At 65.4% G+C, this 23298-nt stretch carries 19 protein-coding genes; 9 read left to right on the plus strand and 10 right to left on the minus strand.

Going from position 1 to position 23298, the window contains the following annotated elements; all coding sequences use genetic code 11:
• Positions 1 to 3 precede the first annotated feature (3 nt).
• The 3 genes from ABIG06_RS21480 to ABIG06_RS21490 form a co-directional block, all read right to left on the minus strand.
• Positions 4 to 684, minus strand: a complete 681-nt coding sequence (locus ABIG06_RS21480; protein ID WP_124163389.1) for a glutathione S-transferase family protein — start codon at positions 682 to 684, stop codon at positions 4 to 6.
• A gap of 126 nt (positions 685 to 810) precedes the next feature.
• The gene (locus ABIG06_RS21485; RefSeq protein ID WP_370138539.1) at positions 811 to 1137 is read right to left on the minus strand and encodes a hypothetical protein; all 327 of its coding nucleotides are present in this window, start codon (positions 1135 to 1137) and stop codon (positions 811 to 813) included.
• 178 nt (positions 1138 to 1315) lie between these two features.
• Complete coding sequence (locus tag ABIG06_RS21490) at positions 1316 to 2446, minus strand: site-specific DNA-methyltransferase (RefSeq protein ID WP_124163391.1); 1131 nt, start codon at positions 2444 to 2446, stop codon at positions 1316 to 1318.
• Positions 2447 to 2865: 419 nt separating this feature from the next.
• On the opposite strand from ABIG06_RS21490, the gene ypfJ reads away from it, so the two are divergent.
• Both ypfJ and moaB read left to right on the plus strand, forming a co-directional pair.
• The gene (gene ypfJ / locus ABIG06_RS21495; RefSeq protein WP_370138540.1) at positions 2866 to 3804 is read left to right on the plus strand and encodes a KPN_02809 family neutral zinc metallopeptidase; all 939 of its coding nucleotides are present in this window, start codon (positions 2866 to 2868) and stop codon (positions 3802 to 3804) included.
• Between the two features lie 156 nt (positions 3805 to 3960).
• A complete protein-coding gene (gene moaB / locus ABIG06_RS21500; RefSeq protein WP_370138541.1) occupies positions 3961 to 4524 on the plus strand; it encodes a molybdenum cofactor biosynthesis protein B in 564 nt (187 codons plus the stop codon).
• Positions 4525 to 4723: 199 nt separating this feature from the next.
• Here the strand turns inward: moaB and ABIG06_RS21505 are convergent, their stop codons facing one another.
• Both ABIG06_RS21505 and ABIG06_RS21510 read right to left on the minus strand, forming a co-directional pair.
• Positions 4724 to 5662 (minus strand): bifunctional helix-turn-helix transcriptional regulator/GNAT family N-acetyltransferase, encoded by a 939-nt coding sequence (locus ABIG06_RS21505; RefSeq protein WP_424578387.1) that lies wholly within the window; start codon positions 5660 to 5662, stop codon positions 4724 to 4726.
• Positions 5663 to 5743: 81 nt separating this feature from the next.
• Positions 5744 to 6319: a glycosyl transferase gene (locus tag ABIG06_RS21510; protein WP_370138543.1), complete on the minus strand. Its 576-nt coding sequence runs from the start codon at positions 6317 to 6319 to the stop codon at positions 5744 to 5746.
• Between the two features lie 323 nt (positions 6320 to 6642).
• Between ABIG06_RS21510 and ABIG06_RS21515 the strand changes: the two genes are divergently transcribed.
• Positions 6643 to 7482 (plus strand): RMD1 family protein, encoded by an 840-nt coding sequence (locus ABIG06_RS21515; protein WP_124159799.1) that lies wholly within the window; start codon positions 6643 to 6645, stop codon positions 7480 to 7482.
• Here the strand turns inward: ABIG06_RS21515 and ABIG06_RS21520 are convergent.
• The 4 genes from ABIG06_RS21520 to ABIG06_RS21535 form a co-directional block, all read right to left on the minus strand.
• Positions 7476 to 9086: a PEP/pyruvate-binding domain-containing protein gene (locus tag ABIG06_RS21520; RefSeq protein ID WP_124159798.1), complete on the minus strand. Its 1611-nt coding sequence runs from the start codon at positions 9084 to 9086 to the stop codon at positions 7476 to 7478. The two genes, ABIG06_RS21515 and ABIG06_RS21520, sit on opposite strands and share 7 nt — an antisense overlap.
• An 11-nt stretch (positions 9087 to 9097) precedes the next feature.
• A complete protein-coding gene (locus ABIG06_RS21525) occupies positions 9098 to 11026 on the minus strand; it encodes a hypothetical protein (RefSeq protein WP_370138544.1) in 1929 nt (642 codons plus the stop codon).
• 83 nt (positions 11027 to 11109) lie between these two features.
• Positions 11110 to 12303, minus strand: coding sequence for an acetate/propionate family kinase (locus ABIG06_RS21530; protein WP_370138546.1), 1194 nt, complete (start codon positions 12301 to 12303; stop codon positions 11110 to 11112).
• Between the two features lie 2 nt (positions 12304 to 12305).
• A complete protein-coding gene (locus ABIG06_RS21535; protein WP_370138547.1) occupies positions 12306 to 14720 on the minus strand; it encodes a phosphoketolase family protein in 2415 nt (804 codons plus the stop codon).
• 210 nt (positions 14721 to 14930) lie between these two features.
• Between ABIG06_RS21535 and ABIG06_RS21540 the strand changes: the two genes are divergently transcribed.
• From ABIG06_RS21540 to ABIG06_RS21560, 5 genes are all read left to right on the plus strand, one after another.
• Positions 14931 to 16094 (plus strand): PA0069 family radical SAM protein, encoded by a 1164-nt coding sequence (locus tag ABIG06_RS21540; protein WP_370138548.1) that lies wholly within the window; start codon positions 14931 to 14933, stop codon positions 16092 to 16094.
• Positions 16095 to 16117: 23 nt separating this feature from the next.
• A complete protein-coding gene (locus tag ABIG06_RS21545; protein WP_370138549.1) occupies positions 16118 to 16573 on the plus strand; it encodes a VOC family protein in 456 nt (151 codons plus the stop codon).
• 77 nt (positions 16574 to 16650) lie between these two features.
• Positions 16651 to 17553, plus strand: a complete 903-nt coding sequence (locus tag ABIG06_RS21550) for a ribonuclease HII (RefSeq protein ID WP_370138550.1) — start codon at positions 16651 to 16653, stop codon at positions 17551 to 17553.
• A 140-nt stretch (positions 17554 to 17693) separates the two neighbouring features.
• A complete protein-coding gene (locus ABIG06_RS21555) occupies positions 17694 to 19202 on the plus strand; it encodes a glycosyltransferase family 39 protein (RefSeq protein WP_124159793.1) in 1509 nt (502 codons plus the stop codon).
• Between the two features lie 250 nt (positions 19203 to 19452).
• Entirely contained in the window at positions 19453 to 20394 is a 942-nt protein-coding gene (locus ABIG06_RS21560; RefSeq protein ID WP_370134307.1) for an IS110 family transposase, read from the plus strand.
• A 59-nt stretch (positions 20395 to 20453) separates the two neighbouring features.
• On the opposite strand, the gene ABIG06_RS21565 is transcribed toward ABIG06_RS21560, so the two are convergent.
• A complete protein-coding gene (locus ABIG06_RS21565; protein WP_370138551.1) occupies positions 20454 to 21260 on the minus strand; it encodes a uracil-DNA glycosylase in 807 nt (268 codons plus the stop codon).
• Positions 21261 to 21395: 135 nt separating this feature from the next.
• Between ABIG06_RS21565 and ABIG06_RS21570 the strand changes: the two genes are divergently transcribed.
• Complete coding sequence (locus ABIG06_RS21570; RefSeq protein ID WP_370138553.1) at positions 21396 to 23057, plus strand: electron transfer flavoprotein-ubiquinone oxidoreductase; 1662 nt, start codon at positions 21396 to 21398, stop codon at positions 23055 to 23057.
• Positions 23058 to 23298 lie beyond the last annotated feature (241 nt).

Below are 23298 nucleotides of genomic sequence, written 5' to 3' on the forward strand. Positions count from 1 at the left end.
CGATCAGGCCGCGTTGATCTTCATGTGCTTGAACATGTTGCTGCGCGCTTCGTCGTCCATCTCGGCCTTGAAGGTGAACTTGTCCTTCAAGGCGATGGCGCGCCCCGCCGCGGGCCGCGCCGAGATCTCGTCGACGAGCCGCTTCACGTTCGGGTATCGCGCAAAAGCGTCGTCGCCGAGCTTGAACGGCACCATCCGAGCCCAGCCCCACAGTGCCATGTCGACGATCGAATAGCTGTCACCGACCATGTAGCGGCGGCCCTGAAGGTGACTGTCGAGAATCCTGTAGTGGCGATCGGTCTCGTACTGGTAGCGATTATGGGCGTAGTCGTGGTTCTGGTCCTTCGGCGCAAAATGCTTGAAGTGGACGGCCTGCCCCGAATATGGCCCGACGCCGGTCGCCACGAACATCAGCCAGGACAGCAATTCGGCGCGGTTCGAGGGCAGGAATTTGCCGGTCTTCTCGGCGAGATAGAGCAGGATGGCGTTCGAGTCGAACACGATCGTGCCGTTGTCGTCGATGGCCGGAACCTTGCCGTTCGGATTGACCTTCAGAAATTCAGGCGCGAATTGCTCGCCCTTGCGGGTGTCGATCTTGACCGGCTCGAAGGCCAGCCCGGACTCCTCCAGAAACAGCGCAACCTTGGTCGGATTTGGCGATCCGTTGAAAAAGAATTTGAGCATCGAGCATCTCCCCGGTGTCTGTTGCGCGCGCGGACGCGACGTGGTTGGGCGGACCTTGTCTTGCCTGAACCCGTTGCGGGAGAGCAACCGGCGAGTTTGCCGGGCGGTGTCTGCGCGCTACGCAGATCAAGCGGCGTAACAAAGGCCGATTGCCGCCGTAATGACCATGGTCGCGCCCACGGGCTCCAGCCGCAGCCCGAGCCGTGCGGCCAGATGCATGTCGGAGGCCCGCGCCGCGCGTTCCGGTCCGCGCGCGAAGCCGTGGACGATGACGTCGTGGTTGAAATTGTCGTGCGCCTCGTTGCTGCTGGCGAGCCCGACGCAGATCACGAGCATGCCGAACAGTGCGAGGCCGAAAAATCCCAGCATCGCGATCAGGAACATCGGAAACATGCCGGCCAGGAAGATCGGCAGCAGCGGCACCAGCAGCAATGTCTCGGAGTGGCGTCGCATGGGAGCTGGCCAGGTCAGGACAATGCGCTGATCCTAGTCCGGCTGGCGGCCGGGTTCAACCAAGCGCGTCGTCCAGGGGCGGGCGATGCGCGAGCGGCGGCGTCATTCAAGCTTCTATTGGGGGCAAGGCGCAAGAGCGCCTTTGCCCACCTTGCGAGGCTACGACGCGTGGCAACGGCTACTCGGCCGCCATGCCGGCACGGATCTCGGCGCGCAGTTCGTCGATCAGCTTGAGACCCTTCTTGGTCTCGACGTGCCAGAAGGTCCAGCCGTTGCAGGCCTGCGCGCCTTGCGCCACCGCGCCGATGCGGTGGATCGAGCCGACCTTGTCGCCCAGCATGATGGCGCCGTCGGCACGGACCAGCGCGCCCAGCTTCTTCTTGGCGTCGAACAACTTCGTGCCGGGCATGATCATGCCGCGCTCGATCAGCTCGGCGAACGCCACGCGCGGCGCTTCGCGCGCGGTCATGAACGGGGCGAGGCTCTCTTCCGGCAGCGGCTCGACGGCGGCGATGCGGGCCTCGGCCGCCTTGGCGTAGGTCTTGTCGCGCTCGAAACCGATATAGGAGCGGCCGAGGCGCTTTGCGACCGCGCCGGTGGTGCCGGTGCCGTTGAAGGGATCGATCACGAGATCGCCGGGCCTGGATGACGACAGCAGCACGCGCGCGAGCAGGCCTTCGGGCTTCTGCGTCGGATGCACCTTCTTGCCATCGGCGCCCTTGAGGCGCTCTTCGCCGGTGCAGAGCGGGATCAGCCAGTCGGACCGCGCCTGCACGTCCTCATTGGCGGCCTTCAGCGCCTCGTAATTGAACGTGTAGCCCTTGGCCTTCTCGTCGCGCGCGGCCCAGATCATGGTTTCGTGCGCGTTGGTGAAGCGGCGGCCGCGGAAATTCGGCATCGGGTTGGTCTTGCGCCAGACGATGTCGTTCAGGAGCCAGAAGCCGAGGTCCTGCATGATCGCGCCGACGCGGAAGATGTTGTGATAGGAGCCGATCACCCAGATCGTCGCCGACGGCTTCATCGCACGGCGGGCGGCAAGCAGCCAGGCGCGGGTGAAATCGTCATAGGCGGAGAACGAATCGAACTTGTCCCAGTCGTCGTTGACGGCATCGACATGGGATTCGTCGGGGCGCTTGAGATCGCCCTTGAGCTGGAGATTGTAGGGCGGGTCGGCGAACACCAGGTCGACCGAACCAGCCTGAAGCTTCGACATCTCGGCGACGCAGTCGCCGAGAATGATGCGATGCGAAGGAGACTCAAAATTTGTGCGGGGCGCCCTTGCAGACGCCCCGCGACGCGACTCTACCATGACTCAAGAACTCTGACTCAGGCGACGCTGTCGGCGACGCGGGACCAAACAACCGACTGGCCGTTACATTGAAGGGGCAAAGTAAAAAACGACTTAACTCGCCGCTTTCGTAAGCAGCCCTCGCTTTGCCGTTCGTGCGCACGTTGCTGTGCGCATTCGCCGTATTTTACAGTGTATTTCGCGTTTTGCTCGCGCTGCCGGATCAATCGTGGCGGCAAAAAGGCTGCAAATTTCTCTCGGAAAAAATTGCTCGACCCTCGGAAAAAATTGCTGGCATCGACACGCTGTCGCACTAGGCAATTTTTGCCGGCCACGATATTGATAAGAGCAACGGAAATTTTACGTGTGTGGCGCGTTGAACCTTGGCGCTGTCTCGCGCCGTCGAAACTGAATCAGGGACCCCAAAAGGAAAGGCCGCCATGCGTTACGATGACTTCCGCCGGAGCGACGACATCGAGGATCGTCGCGAGGAAGGTGGTGGCTTTGGCGGCGGAGGAGGCGGGTTCGGTCTGCCGATGGGGGGTGGCGGGCTCGGCATCGGCACCATCATCGTGCTCGGCCTGGTCGGCTACGCCTTCGGCATCGATCCACGCATCCTGATCGGCGGCGCCGAGATTCTGACCGGCGGCGGCCATGCGCCAACCTACCAGACCGATCGCCAGGCCTCCTCGGGCAAGCGCGGCGCCCCGACCGACGAGATGGGCAGCATGATCTCCGGCATCCTCGGCGAGATCGACGATCGCTGGAGCGAGATCTTCCAGGCCAGCGGCCAGTCCTACACCGGTCCGAAGATCGTGCTGTTCCGCAACGCCACCAATGGCGGCCGCTGCGGCATGGCGCAGTCGGCGATGGGGCCGTTCTATTGTCCGCCCGACCGCACCATCTATCTCGACACCAGCTTCTTCCGCGAGGTCGAGACGCGCTTTCGCGGCTGCTCCGGCAAGTCGGCGTGCAGTTTCACCACCGCCTACATCATTGCGCATGAGGCCGGCCATCACATCCAGAACCTGCTCGGCATCATTCCGCGCGTGACGCGGCTGCAGCAGCAGGTCGGCTCGAAGGCCGAGGCGAATGCGCTCCAGGTGAAGGTCGAACTGCAGGCCGACTGCCTGTCCGGCGTCTGGGTCAACCGCGAGGCGAAGAAGCGTCCGAACTTCCTGGAGCCCGGCGACATCGACGCCGCGCTGACCACGGCGAGTGCGATCGGCGACGATACCCTGCAGCGCCAGGCCACGGGCCGGGTCGTGCCTGACTCCTTCACCCACGGCTCGGCGGCGCAGCGCAAGCAGTGGTTCATGACCGGCTACCAGCAGGGCACGGTCCAGGCTTGCAACACGTTCGGCGCGGGAGCGTTGTAGCGACTGCTGTGCCCCGGACGCTGCCCAGCGCTTCTCAAGCGATGCGCTGCAGAGCCGGGGCCCATAATGCCGGTCTCCCAAGTCTCCAAGATGGGGCCCGGCTCTGCGGTGCGGCGCCGATGCGCCGCACCTTGTCCGGGACACGAGAGACGCACCATGGCTTCCATCGACGAAACCAAGCAGTTCATTCCGCTCAACATCGCGGTGCTCACCGTGTCCGACACGCGCGCGCTTGCGGATGACAAGTCCGGCCAGACGTTGGTTGATCGGCTCACTGCTGCTGGTCATCATCTCGCCGCGCGCGAGATCGTCACCGACGATGTCGAGGCGATCCGCGCCGTCATCCGCCGCTGGATTGCGGATAGCGGTGTCGACGTCGTCATCACCACTGGCGGCACCGGCTTCACCGGGCGTGACGTCACGCCGGAGGCGATCGAGCCGCTGTTCGAGAAGCGCATGGACGGTTTCTCGATCGCGTTCCACATGCTGAGCCACGCCAAGATCGGCACGTCGACGATCCAGAGCCGCGCCACTGCGGGCGTCGCGGGCGCGACCTACATCTTCTGTCTCCCTGGGTCGCCGGGCGCCTGCTGCGATGGCTGGGACGGCATCCTCGCAGCCCAGCTCGACTACCGCACGCGCCCCTGCAATTTCGTCGAGATCATGCCGCGGCTGGACGAGCATTTGCGAAGGCCGAAGGCGCAAGGCGCGACGGTGTGAGTTCTTGCTTTTCTTCCCTTCTCCCCTTGTGGCTCCTGTGGGAGAAGGTGGCGCGAAGCGCCGGATGAGGGGTTCTCTCTGCGCGCACCAATGCTTGTGGAGACATACCCCTCACCCAAGCGAGCTTCCGTTTGCGAGTTGACGTGCCTCTCCAGCAAGGGGAGAGGGCGCAGCAACGCGCATCTCGCTCGCTGCGAGATCAGAGATCCAGCTCCCACGTCTCGCCGACCAGATCGGCACCGAAGCTGTGATGCTTCTCTTCCTTCACGAGCTTGAAACCTGCGCTTTGATAGATCCCGCGTGCGGCGACCAGGATGCTCTGCGTCCACAGCGTCATCTTGCTGTAGCCGCGCTCGCGGGCGCCCTGGATGCACTGCTCGACCAGTGCGCGGCCGACGCCGAGGCCCCGTGCTTTCTTCTCCACCTGCAACAGGCGGAGTTTTGCGATCTCGTCCGTGGCCTTGACCAGGAACACCGAGCCGACCGGCTCGCCGCCGACCTCCGCGATCCAGCAGTGCTCGCGCGTGGCGTCGTAGTTCCTGATGAACTGCGCGCAAATCTCGGCAACCAGCGCCTCGTAGCTGATGTCCCAATTGTAGTCCGCGGCGTAGGCGGCAGCCTGCCGGGAGACGACCCAGCCCATGTCGCCGACGCGATGGCTGCGCAGCATGAAAGAAGCAGGCGGGCTTCGGCGTTGCTCCAGCACGGCCTCGATGGTCGCCATGGCCTGCGTGAGCCGCGTCGCATCGCCGGGCGAAAGCCGAGCTAGCATTGCGGCGACCTCGTTTTGCGAGCTCAGGTTCAGCTTGGCGAAGGCCTGGCGGCCCTTGGCGGTGAGGCTGAGCTGGTATTGCCGGCGATCTGCGGGCTGGAGCTTTCGCGTGATCAGCCCCTTTTCGTCGAAGCTCTGGATGATGCGGCTGAGATAGCTGGGGTCGAGACCAAGCTCGTTTCCGATCTCCTTTGCCGCCAGTTCGTCGCGATGGGCGAGCTCGTAGAGCACCCGCGCCTCGCTGAGCGAGAACGGACTCTTGCCGAGGTGCTGGTCGAGCACACCGAGCTTGCGGGTGTAGAAGCGGTTGAAGGAGCGAACCGCTGCGACGTGGTCGTCGGCCTGTTCGGCCACGGCGCTTGACAACGAAGCTTTCGATAGCATGGGATCACCTCGATATTTGCCATTGTCAATTAATTGTTTGACGTTGGCAAGTATCTCGGCGCTTCAGCCGACCATGACGATCCGGCTGCGCAGCATGGTCCGGGACGACCGGCCGAGCCGCCGGAGCAGCTGCGCCTCGGAATGGCGGGCCTCGGGCGGGTAGCCGCCGATCCGGTCGTAATGATCACGCGCAATCAATAGCCCCTGATCGCTAAGCGGACCCACGAGCCTGCGCGCCACGGCCCAGGCGACGTCGCGGAATGCGGTATTTACGTAAGGCGAGCGCGCATAGCGGAACACCGCCGCGCGATCCCGGCCGCTGCTGGCGACGGCCTGGATGAACTGGGTGGTTTCCTCGATCCACCCGGTTTCCAGTACGGCGCCTGCGGGCAGGAACATGAGCCAGGGCGATCGGGCCTGGAGCGCGCCGGCGGCGAGTGCAGCGCCCTGCGAGGATCCCTCGAACGCGATGAAACGGCAGCCTGCGACGTCGGCAACGCGCTCGATGACGCCGTTGCGCGTGCGGTCGACCAGAAGCACCTCCCGAACGACGCCGGCAGCGGCGCCGGGGACCAGCGAAGCGAGGGTTGCGACCGCCGTCTGTTCGACACCTTCGGTCGGAATGATGACGCTCAGCATGATTGAGGCTTCAGTGTCTGCACTTCGGGAGAAGCGTAGTTTTATATGATGTTGTCATAAACCCGTAGCGTTGCCGAGTGCAACTTTCCGGCGGCGCTTCGGCATGCGATGGTAAACCGCAGCCAGTCATTGCAGCCAAATGTGTCGTGTGCGGGCTGGAAATATTGCCGAATGTTTCGGCACAAGCTCATCCCGGCGGTAATAACTCGAAGCTTCTTGGACATTTCGCTGCGCAACGGGCAGTCGGTCCCTCTCAGACGAGGATGCAGCTTGCAACATAGGTCAACGAAGATGTGTGATCTTGGTCCCGGGAGTGGCCTCACATGAACGCCGATCAACTCGCCGTCGGCGCGGTGCCAGCGTCGCCGAAGCAGGGGACTGCGCCGACCTTGCGGATCCGGGCGCTGATGCTGGGCGACCGCATTAATGCTTCCAGCCTGGAGATCGGCACGCTGGTGTCCTCGACGCCGGCCGCCTTCCGCGTTCATGCCGGTCTTGCCGTGATCTTTCGCCACGGCGTCGTCGTGCTGATCGGGCTGCTTCCGTCCGAGGAGAAGGTCCTTATCGACAATCTGAAGTCACGCGTGACCGGAGAACTCAGCCCGTACGAGGAGGAGATCGCGCAGGCGCAGCTCTGCAACGAAGAAGCCGCCGAGACGATCCAGCCGGGCGGGCCGATCTGCCTCGCCAAATTCTCCGACGACCGGCTGCTGCTGGTTGCGGATGCGCTGGCCAAGAGCACTTCGCTGGCGCGCGACGAGCGCCGCGTCGCCGCGGTCTTCGATGTGATCGAGCCGTTTGCACGGGAGCTCGCCGAACACGGCCGCACGCCGCAACGGCGCAAAGGCATCCTGCAATTGATCGGCAACGCGCTGCTGGTGCAGCAGCGGGTCGCCGGCCGGGTCGCCATCGCCGAGAAGCCCGACGTGCTCTGGGAGAAGCCCGAGCTCGATCGGCTCTATTCGCGCCTGGAGGACGAGTACGAGCTGAAGGAGCGCCTCGACACGCTCGAGCGCAAGCTTGCCGCGATATCGGAGACCGCCAACGCGCTGACCGACATCATCGACACCCAGCGCTCGCTCCGCCTGGAGATTGCCGTCGTGGTGCTGATCCTGATCGAGGTCGCGATGGGGGTTTTCCAGATCCTGACGGGTACTCACTGAGGCGCGGCGGCGCGCCGAGCATGTTGGCTGGATTGCGCCTGCCACGTGGCGATCTCGGCAAGCTCGGCTTCGGGCCGTGTCCGGATCGTCTCGCAGCGTCCGAGATAGAGCTCTCCGGCGTCGCCCTCGATCGTCATCCACTCGCCTTCGGCAAAGCTGACTTGGCCGAGCTGGGCGCGCTTCGTAACGAGATCGATCTTCAACTCACGGCAGCCGACCACGCAGGGCTTGCCCATTTGCCGCGCCACCAAGGCCGCATGCGAGGTGCGCGCACCGACCGATGTGACGATACCCGCGGCCAGCGCGAAGCCCGCGACGTCGGCGGTGCTTGTATCGGGACGCAGCAGGATGACCGGCTCGCCCGCCGCCGAGAGGCGCTGGGCGCTTTCGGACGAGAACGCCGCCCGTCCGATCCCGATGCCGCCGGCGGCGCCGATGCCGGTCGTCGCGGGCTTGCCGGAGGAAACCAGCCTTGTTTCGGTAAGCGAGGCGAGGTCGATCTCCGCAATCCGCTCCAAGGCCTCTTCCTTCGAGATCAGGCCTTCATGCACGAGGTCGATCGCGATCCTGGCGGCGGCCCGCGGCGTGCGCTTGGCTGTGCGGGTCTGGAGGATCCAGAGCCTGCCGTTCTCGACCGTGAACTCGACGTCCTGGACGTCGGCGAACGCGTGCTCGAGCCGCCTCAGGACATCGCCGAGTTCGGCTTCGAGCTTCGGCAGCTCGCGGGCGATCGCCTCGGCCGTATCAGGTGTGCGTCGTCCGGAAACCACGTCTTCACCCTGCGCATCGAGTACGAGGTCGATCATCGGGCGCCGCGCGCCCGTCGATGGATCGCGCGAGAATGCCACGCCCGCGCCGGAGGCAAGACCGCCATTGCCGAAGACCATCGCCTGCACGGTCACGGCGGTACCCTCGAGCGCTTCGAGGTGCTGGAGGCTTCGATAGGTCAGCGCACGCTCGCTCGTCCAGGAACGATAGACCGCTTGGGCCGCCGCCTCCAGCTGCGCGAACGCGTCCTCCAGCGGGGCATCGGCGCGATTCTCGATCAGCGCCTGCTCGCGGCCGGCGAGCCGCTCGAGCGCTTCACTGTCGAGCTCACGGTCACTGCCGGCGTCTTCGGCTGCGACGAGCTCCGAGATGCACGCGGCAAAGGCGGTCGGGTCGAGCTCGAGCACGGTCTCGCCAAAGCTCTCCAGGAAACGGCGGCGGCAATCCCAGGCGAGCCGCGGCCGGCCGGTCGCACGGATCAGGCCATGCACGGCGTCTAGCGTGCAGCCGACGTTGAGAACGGTGTCGAGCATGCCCGGCATCGATCGCGCCGCTCCCGAGCGCACCGACACCAGGAGCGGCTGCCGGCGATCCCCGAAGCGCTTTCCAGTGGCGCCCTCCAGGAACGAGATTCCCTCCTTCAGGCCATCGCGCAGGTGCCGCGTGGCCTGCGCCTGGCCGGCAATGATGTCGGCGCAGAGCTTGACCGGGAGCACGAAGGCAGGCGGCACCGGCAGGCCCAGCGCCGCCATGCGGGCGAGATTGGCGGCCTTGGCGCCGATCTCTTCGGCGGGCCGCAATTCGGCGGCCTCAGCGCCGATACGGACGATATGCATGGGTAGCGTCCTCAAGCTGCGAGATCGATCATGATGTGACGGCGGAGCAGATGGCCGAACGCGGCGAAGCGGTCGGTGGCGCGCTCGACGGCGCGGGCGAGCTCGATCACCGACAGCGAGGTCGCGACGTCGAAGCCGCCGCGGAAGACCAGCGCGGTGATCGCGCGTTCGCGGCTGTCGGCGGCGTGTTCGGCGTCGATCAGGCGGGTCACGGCGGAGAGCGCGTCCTCGGAATCGGCGCGCCGTCCCTCCGGCACGTCGATCGCTGCCGCGACGCCGCCCGCGGCCACTTCGGTCGCGGTCTCTGCCACCGTGCAAAGCTCGGCCAGCGATTCCAGCAGGGATGGATCGGTCCTTTCCGGCATCAGTGCGGCGATGAATGCGGCCTGCTCCAGCTCGTCGACGGCTTCCTCGGCGCGATCGATCAATTGGCCGATCAGCGGGCGGGCATTGAGGCGGTCGACCTCGTTGCGGCTCTCGATCGCGATTCGGTCGGCCTTCTGCTCGATCGCGCTGCAGCGTTGCGTCAACAGCTTGCCGTCGGCGGGCTGGTCCGCGCGGAGCGCGGCAATATGGCGCGAGATCGCCGCGACGAGATCGTGGGCGAGGCCGATCTGACGCAGCACGGCTGCGAGCAGAGTCCCATCGACGCGATCGAGGTGCCGCATCAGATCGGCCTCGATCTGGTCGCGCACCGTCCTGACCGAGCGGCCCGCAAGCAGTGCCTCGGTGGAGGCGCGCAGAGATGTCTTCAGAAAATCGATTGCAGCGTTGCGGCCGAGCGCCTGGTCGAGCCGCTCGCCGAAGCCGATCCGCGTCGGAGCGGCGTTCCGGACAGCGGAGCCGAGCAGATCGTTGCCGCCGAGCTCGAGGAAGCCGCGATGGCCAATCCGCTGACGCGCAGCCCATTCGAGGATGCGTGCCGCGTCTTCCTTGGCGACCCAGGTCCTGAGCAGCTTGCGCGCCTTGTTCCAGTCGATCAGAAACACAAGGGCCGCACCGAGCGCCGCGAGGAATTCGTTGCGATCGGCGGCGTGGTCGCCCTGATACTGCCCGGTGACGAGATAGAAGGAATTGTCCTCGCCGAGGCCGGCCGCGGTGTGACGATCAAGGCCGCTCCAGCTCGCCTCGAACGCCTCGAACAGCGAGATGAAGAACTTCGCCCGCGCCAGATGCACGTCGGTGTAGGTGACGGTGACCGCGTTCTTCTTCACCGCGATCACGACGACATGGGCGTCCGTGGTGCCGATGTCGTTCTGGATCAGCAGCCGGCCGCCGGCGCGTGTTGCCATGGTGTCGAGACCGGGGTGATTGAACTTCAGACCCCGCGTCGCGTTCAGGCCCTTCATGAAGGCGGCGACGGCCGGCCGGTCCTCGCTGTGCAGGCCGAAGACATGGGCGCCGTCGAGCGCTTCCTCCGAGCAGCTCGCCGCAAGCCGGTTGAGCTGCTTGTGCAGATCCATGACGAGGCGATGCAGGCTGTCGCTGCCTGCATCGGCGACGCCGGTCAGGCGCGAGATGCGGGACATCTCGATCTCGCCGGTGGCATCGAGCAGGCCGGCTGTGCGGATCGCGTCAAGCCGCGCCTGCGCCCTTTCGCCTTCGCTCACCGCGCCGGCGCCGACGGCGCGGATCATGGTCGCTGCATCGTCCGCAATCTCCTGCATCAGCTTCGCAAGATCGGGGGCTGCGAGCCGGCCCTGTCCGATCAGATGCGCGCCGCCGATCAGCGCTGCGATCCCGGCGGGAGCGATGCCTGCAGTCTGGCTTTCGACCCCGAGGTCATTCGCGGGCCGGTCAGGCTCCTGCGCATGCCGGGCCGCCGCCTGCAACGCGCTCATCCGCACCTTGATCCGGTCGTTGGCGGCGAGCCCTTCCGCCACCAGCGCGGGCAACAGGATGCTGCCTTGTCCGAGCTCTTCGATGATCTGGGTTTTCATGATCGGTCCGCAACCAGGATTGATGCGGTATCTGTGCCGCGAAACCGCGGCGGCAGCATTGCGGCAGATCATTCATAAAATTGTCACGTGGCGTGGCGCCCACGGATCAGCGCGGCGTAATGGCGCGCGATCGTCATCTCTTCATTGGTTGGAATGACGAAGATTTCGACGGCGCTGTCGCTGCGGTTGATGCGTCCGCGTGCCGCGTCGTTGCTGGCGGCATCGATGCGCACGCCCATCCATGCGAGACGCTCGCCGATCGCGCTGCGGATCTCCTTGGCATGCTCGCCGATGCCGCCGGTGAAGACCAGACAGTCCAGGCCGCCGAGCGTCGTCGCCATCATTGCGACTGCCTGCGCCGCACGGAAGGTGAAGAGATCGACCGCCTCTCGCGCCGCGCTCTCGCCGCTCGCCAGCAGCGTGCGCATGTCCGCGGAGGTGCCGGAGACGCCGAAGAGGCCTGACTCGTGATAGAGCAGGTGCTGGACCTCCTCGACCGACATGCTCTCGTGTTGCTGCAGATAGAGCAGCACGCCGGGATCGATCGTGCCGCAACGTGTGCCCATCACGAGGCCGTCGAGCGGCGTCAGCCCCATCGTGGTGTCGATGCTGCGGCCATCGCGCAGCGCGCAGAGGCTGGCGCCGTTGCCGAGATGCGCGATGACGGTGCGTCTGGTCGCAAGCTCCGGCGCGATCTCGGAAAGGCGTCCCGCGACATATTCGAAAGAGAGGCCGTGAAAGCCGTAGCGCCTGACGCCACGCGCCTCGAGTCGCCTGGGAATGGCGAAGCGGCTCGCCGGCGGCGCGAGGCCGTGGTGGAAGGCGGTGTCGAAACACGCGATCTGCGTCAGCCCGGGCCGGATCGCCGCAAACGCGCGGACTGGCGCAAGGCAGCGCGGCTGGTGCAACGGCGCCAACGGCGTCAATGCCTCCAGCTTCGCGGTGATGTCGTCCGTCAGGACGACCGGGCCCGAATAATCCGGTCCGCCGTGAACGACGCGGTGGCCGACGGCCCGCAAGCTGTCTGCACCGAACCGGTCCTCGATGAACGCGAGCACGTCGGCGAACAGATGGCCACCGCCGTCGGCGTCCGGCGCGTCCCTTCGCGCCTCGAACAGGTCCTCGCCCGCGGGGTCCTTCACCAAGAGCCGGGGTCTTGCCTCGTGTTCGTCGAGCAGGCCCCTGCAGAGCAGGGAGGGCTCAGCTGCCGAGACATCGAACAGGCCGAACTTGATGCTCGACGATCCCGAGTTGAGGACGAGGATCGTGTTCGGCATGGCTAGTCGCCGGCGTCGGCCGGCGTGTTGCCGCCGGCACTGTTTTGCCACACCCAGTCGCGGATCTCGGGCATGTCCTCACCATGCTCGCGAACATAGCGGGAGTGCTCGATCAGCTTGTCGCGGAACTGTTGCTTCACCCGCGCGGCTTTGGTCGCAAGCCCCGGCACGCGTTCGATCGCCTCGATTGCCAAGTGGTAGCGGTCAAGCTCGTTGAGCACGACCATGTCGAACGGCGTCGTTGTGGTGCCTTCCTCGGCAAAGCCGCGCACATGCATGCCGGCATGGTTGGTGCGGCTATAGGTCAGCCGGTGGATCAAGTAGGGGTAGCCGTGATAGGCGAAGATCACCGGCTTGTCGCGCGTGAACAGGCCATCGAAGTCGCGGTCGGCGAGGCCGTGCGGATGCTGCTCCCTTGGCTGCAGGGTCATGAGGTCGACGACGTTGACGACGCGGATCTTCAAGTCCGGCAGCGCCTTGCGCAGGAGGTCGACGGCGGCCAGCGTCTCCAGCGTCGGCACGTCGCCGGCGCAAGCCATGATCACGTCGGGCTCACCCTGTCCGTCTTCCGTTCCGGCCCAGCCCCAGATGCCGATGCCGGCTGCGCAATGCGTCGCAGCGTCCTGCATCGAGAGCCATTGCGGCGCCGGTTGCTTGCCGGCGACGATCACGTTGATGCGGTTGTAGGTGCGCAGGCAGTGATCGGCGATCCACAACAGCGTGTTGGCATCCGGCGGGAAGTAGATGCGGACGATGTCTGCTTTCTTGTTGGCGACGAGATCGACGAATCCGGGGTCCTGATGGCTGAAGCCGTTATGGTCCTGACGCCAGACATGCGAGGTCAGGAGATAATTGAGCGAGGCGATCGGGCGCCGCCACGGCAGGTCGCGCGTGACCTTCAGCCATTTGGCATGCTGGTTGAACATGGAATCCACGATGTGGATGAAGGCCTCATAGCAGGAGAAGAAGCCGTGCCGTCCCGTGAGCAGATAGCCCTCGAGCCAGCCCTGGCAGAGATGCTCGCTCAACACCTCCATCACGCGGCCGTCCTGGGCGAGATGGACGTCGTAAGGTTCGATCGGCTCCATCCAGACGCGCTCGGTGGCGTCGAACACCGCATCTAGCCGGTTCGACGCGGTCTCGTCCGGCCCCATGATGCGGAAATTGCGCTGTTGCGCGTTGAGGCGGATGACGTCGCGCAGGAATTTGCCGAGCTCGCGCGTCGCTTCGGCGATGGCGCCGCCGGGCTGCGGCACATCGATTGCGAAGCTGTGGAAGTCGGGCAGCTTCAGCTCCTTCTTCAACAGGCCGCCATTGGCGTGAGGATTGGCGCCCATGCGCCTGACGCCTTGGGGTGCGAGCGCCTGAAGCTCGGGAGCGAGCGCGCCGTTCGCGTCGAACAGCTTTTCCGGCTCGTAGCTGCGCATCCAGTCTTCGAGCACCTTCAGATGCGCCGGGTTCTCGCGGCATCCGGCGACGGGGACCTGATGCGCACGCCAAAAGCCTTCGACCTTCTTGCCGTCCACCTCCTTCGGACCGGTCCAGCCCTTCGGGCTGCGCAGCACGATCATCGGCCAGCGCGGCCGCTCGACGCTTTTGCGCCCGTCGCGGGCATGCTGCTGGATCGAGCGGATGCTGGCGAGTGCGACATCGAGCGCATCCGCCATGGCATGGTGCATCAATTCGGGATCATCGCCGGCGACGAACAGCGGTTCATGGCCCAACCCACGGAAGAGATCGCGGATCTCCGCATCTGCCATCCGTCCGAGCACGGTCGGATTTGCGATCTTGTAGCCATTGAGATGCAGGATCGGCAGCACCGCGCCGTCATGCGCCGGGTTCAGGAACTTGTTCGAATGCCAGGACGCGGCGAGAGGGCCGGTTTCGGCCTCGCCGTCGCCGACGACACAGGCGACGATCAAATCAGGATTGTCGAATGCAGCGCCATAGGCGTGCACCAGCGCGTAGCCGAGCTCTCCGCCTTCGTGGATCGAGCCCGGCGTTTCCGGCGCCGCGTGGCTCGGGATGCCGCCGGGGAAGGAGAACTGCCTGAATAGCTTGCGCAATCCGTCCGTATCGCGCGCGATGTCGGGATAGATCTCGCTGTAGCTGCCTTCGAGATAGGTGTTGGCGACCATTCCGGGGCCGCCGTGGCCGGGCCCGCAGACATAGATGACGTTGAGGTCCAGCGCGCGGATCACGCGATTGAGATGCGCATAGATGAAGTTCAGGCCGGGCGTGGTGCCCCAATGGCCGAGCAAACGCGGCTTGATGTGCTCGGGCCGCAACGGCTCGCGCAGCAACGGATTGTCGAGCAGGTAGATTTGCCCGACCGAGAGGTAGTTGGCGGCGCGCCAATAGCGGTCGAGCAGACCGAGGTCGCCGATCGCGGCGGCGGTTTTTTGTTGAATTGTCATGTTCCCGTCGGCTTTCACCCAGCGATCGTCACCAACTTTGTTCCGGCACGATCGATCCCTGTGCGGGATCAAACGAAATCCTCGTGACGGGCGTGTTGCGTGAGGTCAAAGCGGCGCGCCCGAAATTTGGGTGGCTACTTTGCATGGGGTTGTTTTCACGTTTTTTGTTTGTGTTCTTGATTTGTTCCTTGTGCGTGCTATCTTGGCTTCATGAGTCCAGCATCCTCTCATGCTCTCAAGCACCCGCCGGTCACGGCGCCCTCCGAGCCGGCGGGTGCGCCTTCAGATTTCCCCGAGCTTGGCGTCGCCATCGATCGCGCGCGACGGCGAGGGCGGGGCGCGCAATCCAATGCCAGCGGCCGTTACGAGGCCGAGGCGCGCGTCGCTTTCGACGACGGCTGGCAGAGCCTGGAGGAGCTGCCGCCGTTCAAGACCAGTGTCGGCATCGATACCTCGCGCAAGGTGATCACCCGCAACGATTCCCCCGACATCGGCTTCGACCGCTCGATCAATCCCTATCGCGGCTGCGAGCACGGCTGCGTCTACTGCTTCGCGCGACCGACGCATGCCTATCTCGGCCTCTCGCCGGGGCTGGACTTCGAGTCCAAGCTGTTCGTGAAGCCCGAGGCGCCTTCGCTGCTCGAGAAGGAGCTCGCCGCCACCGGCTACGAGCCCAGGATGATCGCGATCGGCACCAACACCGATCCCTACCAGCCGATCGAGCGTGAGCGAAAGATCATGCGTGGCATACTCGAGGTGCTGGAACGCGCCAGCCATCCGGTCGGCATCGTCACCAAATCGGCGCTGGTGGTGCGCGACATCGACATTCTCCAGCGGATGGCCAAACGCAACCTCGCCAAGGTCGCGATCTCGGTCACCTCGCTCGATCCGAAGCTTGCGCGCACCATGGAGCCGCGGGCCTCGACGCCACCGAAGCGGCTGGAGGCGCTGAAGCAGCTCTCGGATGCCGGCATTCCGACCACCGTGATGGTCGCGCCCGTGATCCCTGCGTTGAACGATTCCGAGATCGAGCGCATCCTCGATGCCGCCGCCCATGCCGGCGTCAAGGAAGCCGCCTATGTGCTGCTGCGGTTGCCGCTCGAGGTCCGCGATCTCTTCCGCGAATGGCTGATGGCGAACTTTCCGGACCGCTATCGCCACGTCTTCACCCTGATTCGCGACATGCGCGGCGGGCGCGATTACGATGCGAAATGGGGCGAGCGGATGAAGGGAACCGGCCCGATGGCCTGGACCATCGGCCGCCGCTTCGAGATCGCCTGCGAGAGGCTCGGACTCAACAAGCGGCGCTCCAAGCTCACGACGGATCACTTCGCGCGGCCGAAGCGGAACGGCGATCAGCTCAGCCTGTTCTGACGGGAAAGTGAAAGAGGCATGGCATGAGTCAGGAATTGCCGGGCCCGGTGCCGAGACTCACCGTCGTCACGCAGGGTGTCAGCGATATCCGCGCCAGCATCGCCTTTTACGAAGCACTCGGCTTCTCGCGCCGGCTGAAGGCCACCGGCGAGGCCGTCGCCTTCTACGATACCGGCGGTCCGGTGCTCGCCTTATATCCGTGGGATCAGCTTGCGGCAGACGCGACCCTGCCGGACGCGCCGAGGCCATCGACCTTTCGCGGCATGACGCTCGCCTGGAACTGCCGGACGCGCGAGGAGGTCGATCAGGTGATGGCCTTCGCCGTCGGAAAGGGGGCCAGCTTGCTGAAGACGGCGCACGAGACCGATTACGGCGGCTATTCCGGTTACTTCACCGACCCCGACGGCCATCCTTGGGAGGTCGTGGTCGCGCCCGGTATCGAGGTGGGCGAGGACCGCCGGGTGCATCTGGCGGAGTAGGACGTCCGGCCTGAATAGCGGGAATTATCCTGGGTTCCCGGTTGCGCTGGCGAAGCCGCTTGCGCACGATCCCGGCCATGATTCGGGACAAGTCCGCCAAGAACCCAGCCAAAGAGGCGCCCAAAAAGGAAGCTGCGGAGAAGGCTGCGCCTGCCAAGGCGGCCAAGCTGCGTGCGGCCAAGGTACCTGCAGGCAAGGCATCTGCAGGCAAAGCATCTGCAGTGAAGGCTCCGCAGGTTCCGGTTGGCAGGAAAGGCATCATTGCCATTGCTCCCCCCAGCTTCCGCCGCGAGCGCGCGCTGATCAAGCGCGGCGTCTGGCCGGTTGCCGGATGCGACGAGGCCGGCCGCGGCCCGCTGGCGGGCCCCGTCGTTGCGGCCGCGGTGATTCTCGATCCCGACCGCATTCCGCGCGGCATCGATGATTCGAAACGGTTGACTGCCGAGGAGCGCGAGAAGCTGTTCGACAAGATCTGCGCCACCGCGCAGGTTTCGGTCGCCGTTGCCTCGCCCTCGCGGATCGACCGCGACAACATCCTGCGCGCCTCGCTGTGGGCACTGAAGCGCGCCGTGGTGGCATTGCCGGAGGCGCCCAGGCACGTCTTCGTCGACGGCCGCGATCGGCTCGACACCGAATGCGACTGCGAGGCCGTGATCGGTGGCGACGGCATCGTGTCGTCGATTGCCGCGGCGTCCATCGTCGCCAAGGTCACGCGCGACCGGCTGATGTGCGCGCTGGCGCAGGATTGCCCCGGCTACGGCTTCGAGCAGCACAAGGGCTACGCCGTCCCCGAACACCTCGAGGCGCTCGACCGGCTGGGCCCGTCCATCCACCACCGCCGCTTCTTCGCCCCCGTCGCCGCCGCCCGCGCCAAGCACATGCCGTGGACCGTCGAGCCGGTGCTGGACCTGTTCTCAGTCACGGAGGTGGAAGTGGAGGTGGAAGCCAGCGTTGAGATCGACGCGTCGGCTGGGCTCTAAGACTCATCTCGAGCGGCGGACTCTTCCCCCGTCAGAACGGGGAGAGGGAGCACACCGAAGTTGCCACGGCGCGCAGCGCCCATTATCAAACGGATGAGCGAATAGGGCCGGCTGGACTGGCTGCATCATTCGGACGTTGCATGCGGTTTACCTCCCTGGTCATCGAGCTCATTCGCGCCCGGCCGCGGCTGATCGTCTGGATCGCCGTGCTGCTCCAGGCTTTGATGTGGCTGTTCGTGGCGCTGGTGTTCTACCGCAGCCCGCCCGGCACCCTCGCGACGCTGCTGGCTTTCGGACGCGAATACCAGGTCGGCACCGATCTCGGCCCACCGCTGCCGGTCTGGCTCGCCGACATCGCCTATCGGGCCGCAGGCGGCCACATGCTGGGCGTCTACGTGCTTGCCGAGATCTGCGAGATCGCGACCTTCATCGCACTCTACCATCTCTCTCGCGCCGTGATCGGTTCGCAGCAGGCGGTGCTAGCCGTGCTGCTGACGATGACCGTGCTGGCCTTCTCCTCGCCTGCGCTCGACTTCGGCCCTCTGGTGCTGGCGCGGCCGCTCTGGGCGCTATTGCTGCTGCATTCCTGGCAGATCATCGGCCAGCGCCGCGGCAATGCCTGGTTCGCCTGGTCGATCGAAGCAGGCCTCTTGCTGCTGACGACGCCCGCGGCGATCTTTCTGCTCGGGCTGATCGTCGTCTTCGCGGTGTCGACCGCCGGCGGCCGCCGGACGCTGCGGAGGCTCGATCCGCTGTTTGCGCTGATCGTGGTTGCCGTGCTGGCGCTGCCCTATGCGGTCTGGCTGATGCGGGCCGAGACGTTGGCCATGCCGGACATGCCGCAAGTCGCCGAGCTCAACGCCCGCGCGCTGCACGCGGCCTGGCTGTTCGGTGGACTCGTGCTCGGGGCTGCCGCGATCCCGGCGCTGACCTTCCTCAACACCGGGCTGTTCGACGGCAAGGGCGAGGAACCGCCGGTCATCTACCGACCGCCGGTCGAGCCGCTCGCGCGCAACTTCGTCTATTTCTTCGCGCTGGCTCCGCCGCTTAGCGCGGTGCTGATCTCCGGCCTGCTCGGGCTCGACTCCGTCGTCGGCGGCGCCGGTGTCGTGCTGGTCATGCCTGGGCTTGCCGTGGTCGTTGCGGCCGGCGATTTCATCGCGATGCGCCGCACGCGGATGCTGCGCACGGTATGGGCTGCTGCCATCATCGCGCCCGCCGCCGGCGTGGTGCTCGCCGTCCTGTTCCTGCCCTGGACCGGCGCCAACGAGATTGCGACCTCGATGCCGGCGCGCGCGATCTCGGACTTCTTCGACGAGAGCTTTGCCCGTCGCACCAACCATCGCCTGCGCGCCGTCGCCGGCGAGACGCAACTCGCCAGCCTGATCGCGCTGCATTCCGGCCGGCCGCATCTGTTCATCGATGCCGATCCTGCGCGGACGCCGTGGATGAATCAGGCCAAATTCAGCGAGACCGGGGGCGTCGTGGTCTGGCGCGCCTCCGATACCGCCGGCACCCCGCCGCCGGACATCCTCAAGCGCTTCCCCGGCATCGTGCCGGAAGTCCCGCGCGCGTTCGAATGGCTGGTGACCGGCCGCCAGCAGTTGCTGCGCATCGGCTGGGCCATCGTGCGGCCGAAGGGGACGTGACACTCTCGTGCCCCGGACGCTGCGCAGCACGAAGTGATGCGCTGCAGAGCCGGGGCCTATCTTGCCGCACGGTACGTAGTGCTGGGTCCCTGTGTCTGGGAAGTCTGGCATGATGATGGTGGGCGGGAAGCCGTTGGGTCCTTGGCGCTTGACGCCGTGAGCCGGCTCGGTCTCCCGCCCGTTCCATCTATCAACCTGAACAGTTGCACGAGGCTGCGTCAACAGACCTCGCATCACAGGGACAGGCACCGTGATCATATCCTCTCGTTGCGTCGGGATCGACATCTCCAAACATCACCTTGATATTTTCGATGAGGCCATCGGCGTAGCGGAACGCATCGCCAACGCGCCACAGGCCATCACACAGCTGGTGGCGCGTTGGCGATGTGATGCGCTGATCGTCTTCGAGGCTACGGGGGTCTATGACCTCGAGCTTCGGGAGGCCCTGCATCGGGCCGGCATCCGCTTTGCCCGGATCAATCCGGCCCGTGCCCGCGACTTTGCCCGCGCCAGCGGCCAGCTCGCCAAGACCGATCCGATCGATGCGCGGATGCTGGCGGCCTTTGCCCGCGCCATGAAGCCCGCCACCGAGCAGGCCGCGACGCCTGCTCGCAACACTTTGGCAAGGCTTGCAAAACGGCGGGACCAACTGGTTGCCATGAGGGCCCAGGAAAAGAACCGCCGCAGCGAAGCCGAGGACCGCGCCATGGTGGAACGCATCGCTCGCCTCATCGAGGTCCTCAATGATGAGATCGCCGAAATCGACACTGAGATTCATGCGCTCGTCAAAGCCGAACCGGAGCTTGCCAATGATGCACAGTTGATGCGCTCGGTGCCCGGCGTGGGACCCGTCGCTTGCATGCAACTCCTCACCCAGATGCCCGAACTTGGGCGTCTCGGGCCAAAGGAGGTGGCCGCTCTTGCCGGCCTGGCTCCCTTCAATGTCGATAGCGGGGCTTATCGTGGCAAGCGCAAGATCGGCGGCGGACGAAAGCGCGTCCGCGACGCCCTCTACATGGCTGCTCTCAACGCCGTTCGTCGCGCCGATCACTTCAAAATCTTCTATGACCGGCTCCGTCTGGCCGGCAAACCAGCAAAGCTCGCCCTCATTGCTGTCGCAAGGAAGCTGCTGACCATCCTCAACGCAATGCTGCGCGACCGAAAACCCTATAAAATCGCACCATCAACATAACAGTTGCCGGCTCTGCGGAGCGTCACGACGTGCCGCACCGCGTCCGGGACACGAGAGCATCAACCCGCCAGCACCTTGGCGATCGACCGCAGGTCCTGCCAGGCCAGCCGCTTGTAGGATGGCGAGCGCAAGAGATAGGCCGGGTGGAACGTCGGCAGCGCGCGGATGGTGCGCCCGCCGGCATCGTAATCGAACCAGCGTCCGCGGGTACGCATGATGCCTTCACGCGTTCCGAGCAGGGTCTGCGTCGAGGGATTGCCGAGCGTCACCAGCACGTCCGGGTTCACCAGTTCGATATGGCGCTGGATGAATGGCAGGCAGATTTGCGTCTCCTGCGGCGTCGGCGTGCGGTTGCCGGGCGGTCGCCAGGGAATGACGTTGGCGATGTAGGCGGTGGTGCGGTTGAGTCCGATCGCGCCGATCATGAGGTCGAGCAGCTTGCCGCTGCGTCCGACGAAAGGCAGCCCCTCAATGTCCTCGTCGCGGCCCGGCGCTTCGCCGACGAACATGATGCGCGCCTGCGGATTGCCGTCGGCGAACACCAGCCGCGTTGCGGTGTGCTTCAGCGCGCAGCCCTCGAAGCCCTGCATCAGCTCGCGCAATGCCTCGAGTGTCGGCGCGGTGCGTGCGGCCTCGCGTGCGGACGCGATCGCGACATCAGGCGCCGGCGCGGCCTCGCCCCGCATCACCGCGGGTGCGGCGAGCGGCCGCGGTGCCTCGACCGGAGGTGCCGCGCGCGGTGCTGGCCGCGGGGCATCCAATTCCGCCAGGCGGTCGATCGGTTCCTCCGCGAGCGCGCAGTCGACACCGGCCTCCAGATAGAAGGCGAGCAGCTCGCGGACGGTGGGGGCGGGTTCGGGGATCATGGGAATGTCTGGCTTTTATACCACCTTGGACGGCCTTGCATCCCAGCGGAATGCATTTCCATGGTTGTCCTACCCGGAAAAATCGGAAACAAGGGGGCGCAATCGACCAAGGACCGTCTCAAGGGCTGAGATCAGATGAGCACCGAAGAACTTCCCCCGCGCGAATCCATGGAATTCGACGTCGTCATCGTCGGCGCCGGCCCTTCGGGCCTGTCGGCCGCGATCCGGCTGAAGCAGCTCAACGCCCATCTCAACGTGGTCGTGGTGGAGAAGGGCTCCGAGGTTGGCGCGCACATTCTCTCGGGCGCTGTGATCGACCCGGCCGGGCTCGACAAGCTGATCCCGGACTGGCGCGAGGATTCCGACTGCCCGCTGAGGACGCAGGTGAAGGACGACCGCTTCTTCTGGATGACCGGCGGCGGCGCGATCAAGCTGCCGAACTTCATGATGCCGCCGCTGATGAACAATCATCACTGCTACATCGGCTCGCTCGGCAATGTCTGCCGCTGGCTGGCGCGCAAGGCCGAGGCGCTCGGCGTCGAGATCTATCCCGGCTTTGCGGCGGCCGAGGTGCTCTATGACGAGGAGGGCAAGGTCAAGGGCATCGCCACTGGCGACATGGGTATCGGCCGCGACGGCAAGCCGAAGGACTCCTTCACCCGCGGCATGGAATTGCTCGGCAAGTACACGCTGTTCGCCGAAGGCGCCCGCGGCAGCCTCACCAAACAGCTCATCAACAAATTTGCGCTGGACGCCAAGAGCGAGCCGCCGAAATTCGGCATCGGCCTCAAGGAGGTCTGGCAGATCGATCCCGCCAAGCACCAGAAGGGCTTGATCCAGCATTCATTCGGCTGGCCGCTTGACCTCAAGACCGGTGGCGGCTCGTTCCTTTATCATTACGACGACAATCTCGTCGCAGTCGGCTTCGTCGTGCATCTGAACTACGACGATCCCTATCTCTCCCCGTTCGACGAATTCCAGCGCTTCAAGACCCACCCCTCGATTCGCGGCATCTTCGAAGGCGCCAAGCGGCTCGCTTACGGCGCGCGTGCGATCACCGAGGGCGGCTATCAGTCGGTGCCGAAGCTCAGCTTCCCCGGCGGCGCGCTGATCGGTTGCGCCGCGGGCTTTGTCAACGTGCCCCGCATCAAGGGCGTGCACAATGCGATGGGCACCGGCATGCTCGCGGCCGAGCACGTTGCAGCCGCGATTGCCGCCGATCGCGCCAATGACGAACTGATCGAGTACGAGAACGCCTGGCGGTCCTCGTCGGTCGGCAAGGATTTGTTCCTGGTCCGCAACGTCAAGCCGCTGTGGTCGAAGTTCGGCACCGTGCTCGGCGTCGCGCTGGGCGGCTTCGACATGTGGTGCAATACGCTGTTCGGCGCCTCGCTGTTCGGCACGCAGTCGCACGTCAAGCCCGACCGCGCCACGCTCGATCCGGCCAAGAGCCACGCGCCCAGGAACTACCCAAAGCCCGACGGCAAGATCACGTTCGACAAGCTGTCCTCGGTGTTCTTGTCCAACACCAATCACGAGGAGGACCAGCCGATCCATCTGAAGGTCACCGACATGAACCTCCAGAAGAGCTCCGAGCATGACGTCTTCGCAGGTCCCTCGAACCGCTATTGCCCGGCCGGCGTCTATGAGTGGATTGAGGAGGGCTCCGGCCCGCGTTTCCAGATAAATGCCCAGAACTGCGTCCACTGCAAAACCTGCGATGTGAAGGACCCCAATGGCAACATCACCTGGGTTCCGCCCGAGGGCGGCGGCGGCCCGAATTACGAGGCGATGTAAAGGCAGGTCACGCGGGTGATCTGGCGCACGTTCGCGTGAGGACCCGTGTGCGGCCAGCCGCCGCGGCCACGATAAGGCCATAGTAGCGGCGTCTTGGGACGTTCTTGGTGGATCCGCTTGGCCGATTTGGGGCATGCGGCGGGGATCGCCCGGTCCGAATCCTTGCGGGGGAGCGCCAAAAGCGGCATTGTCGGCCCGACGGTTCCGGGTCCCGATGCCACCGGCCGCTTTCGCGTGCGAT

It is taken from the genome of Bradyrhizobium sp. USDA 326 (assembly GCF_049739485.1).
Classification (GTDB): Bacteria; Pseudomonadota; Alphaproteobacteria; order Rhizobiales; family Xanthobacteraceae; genus Bradyrhizobium.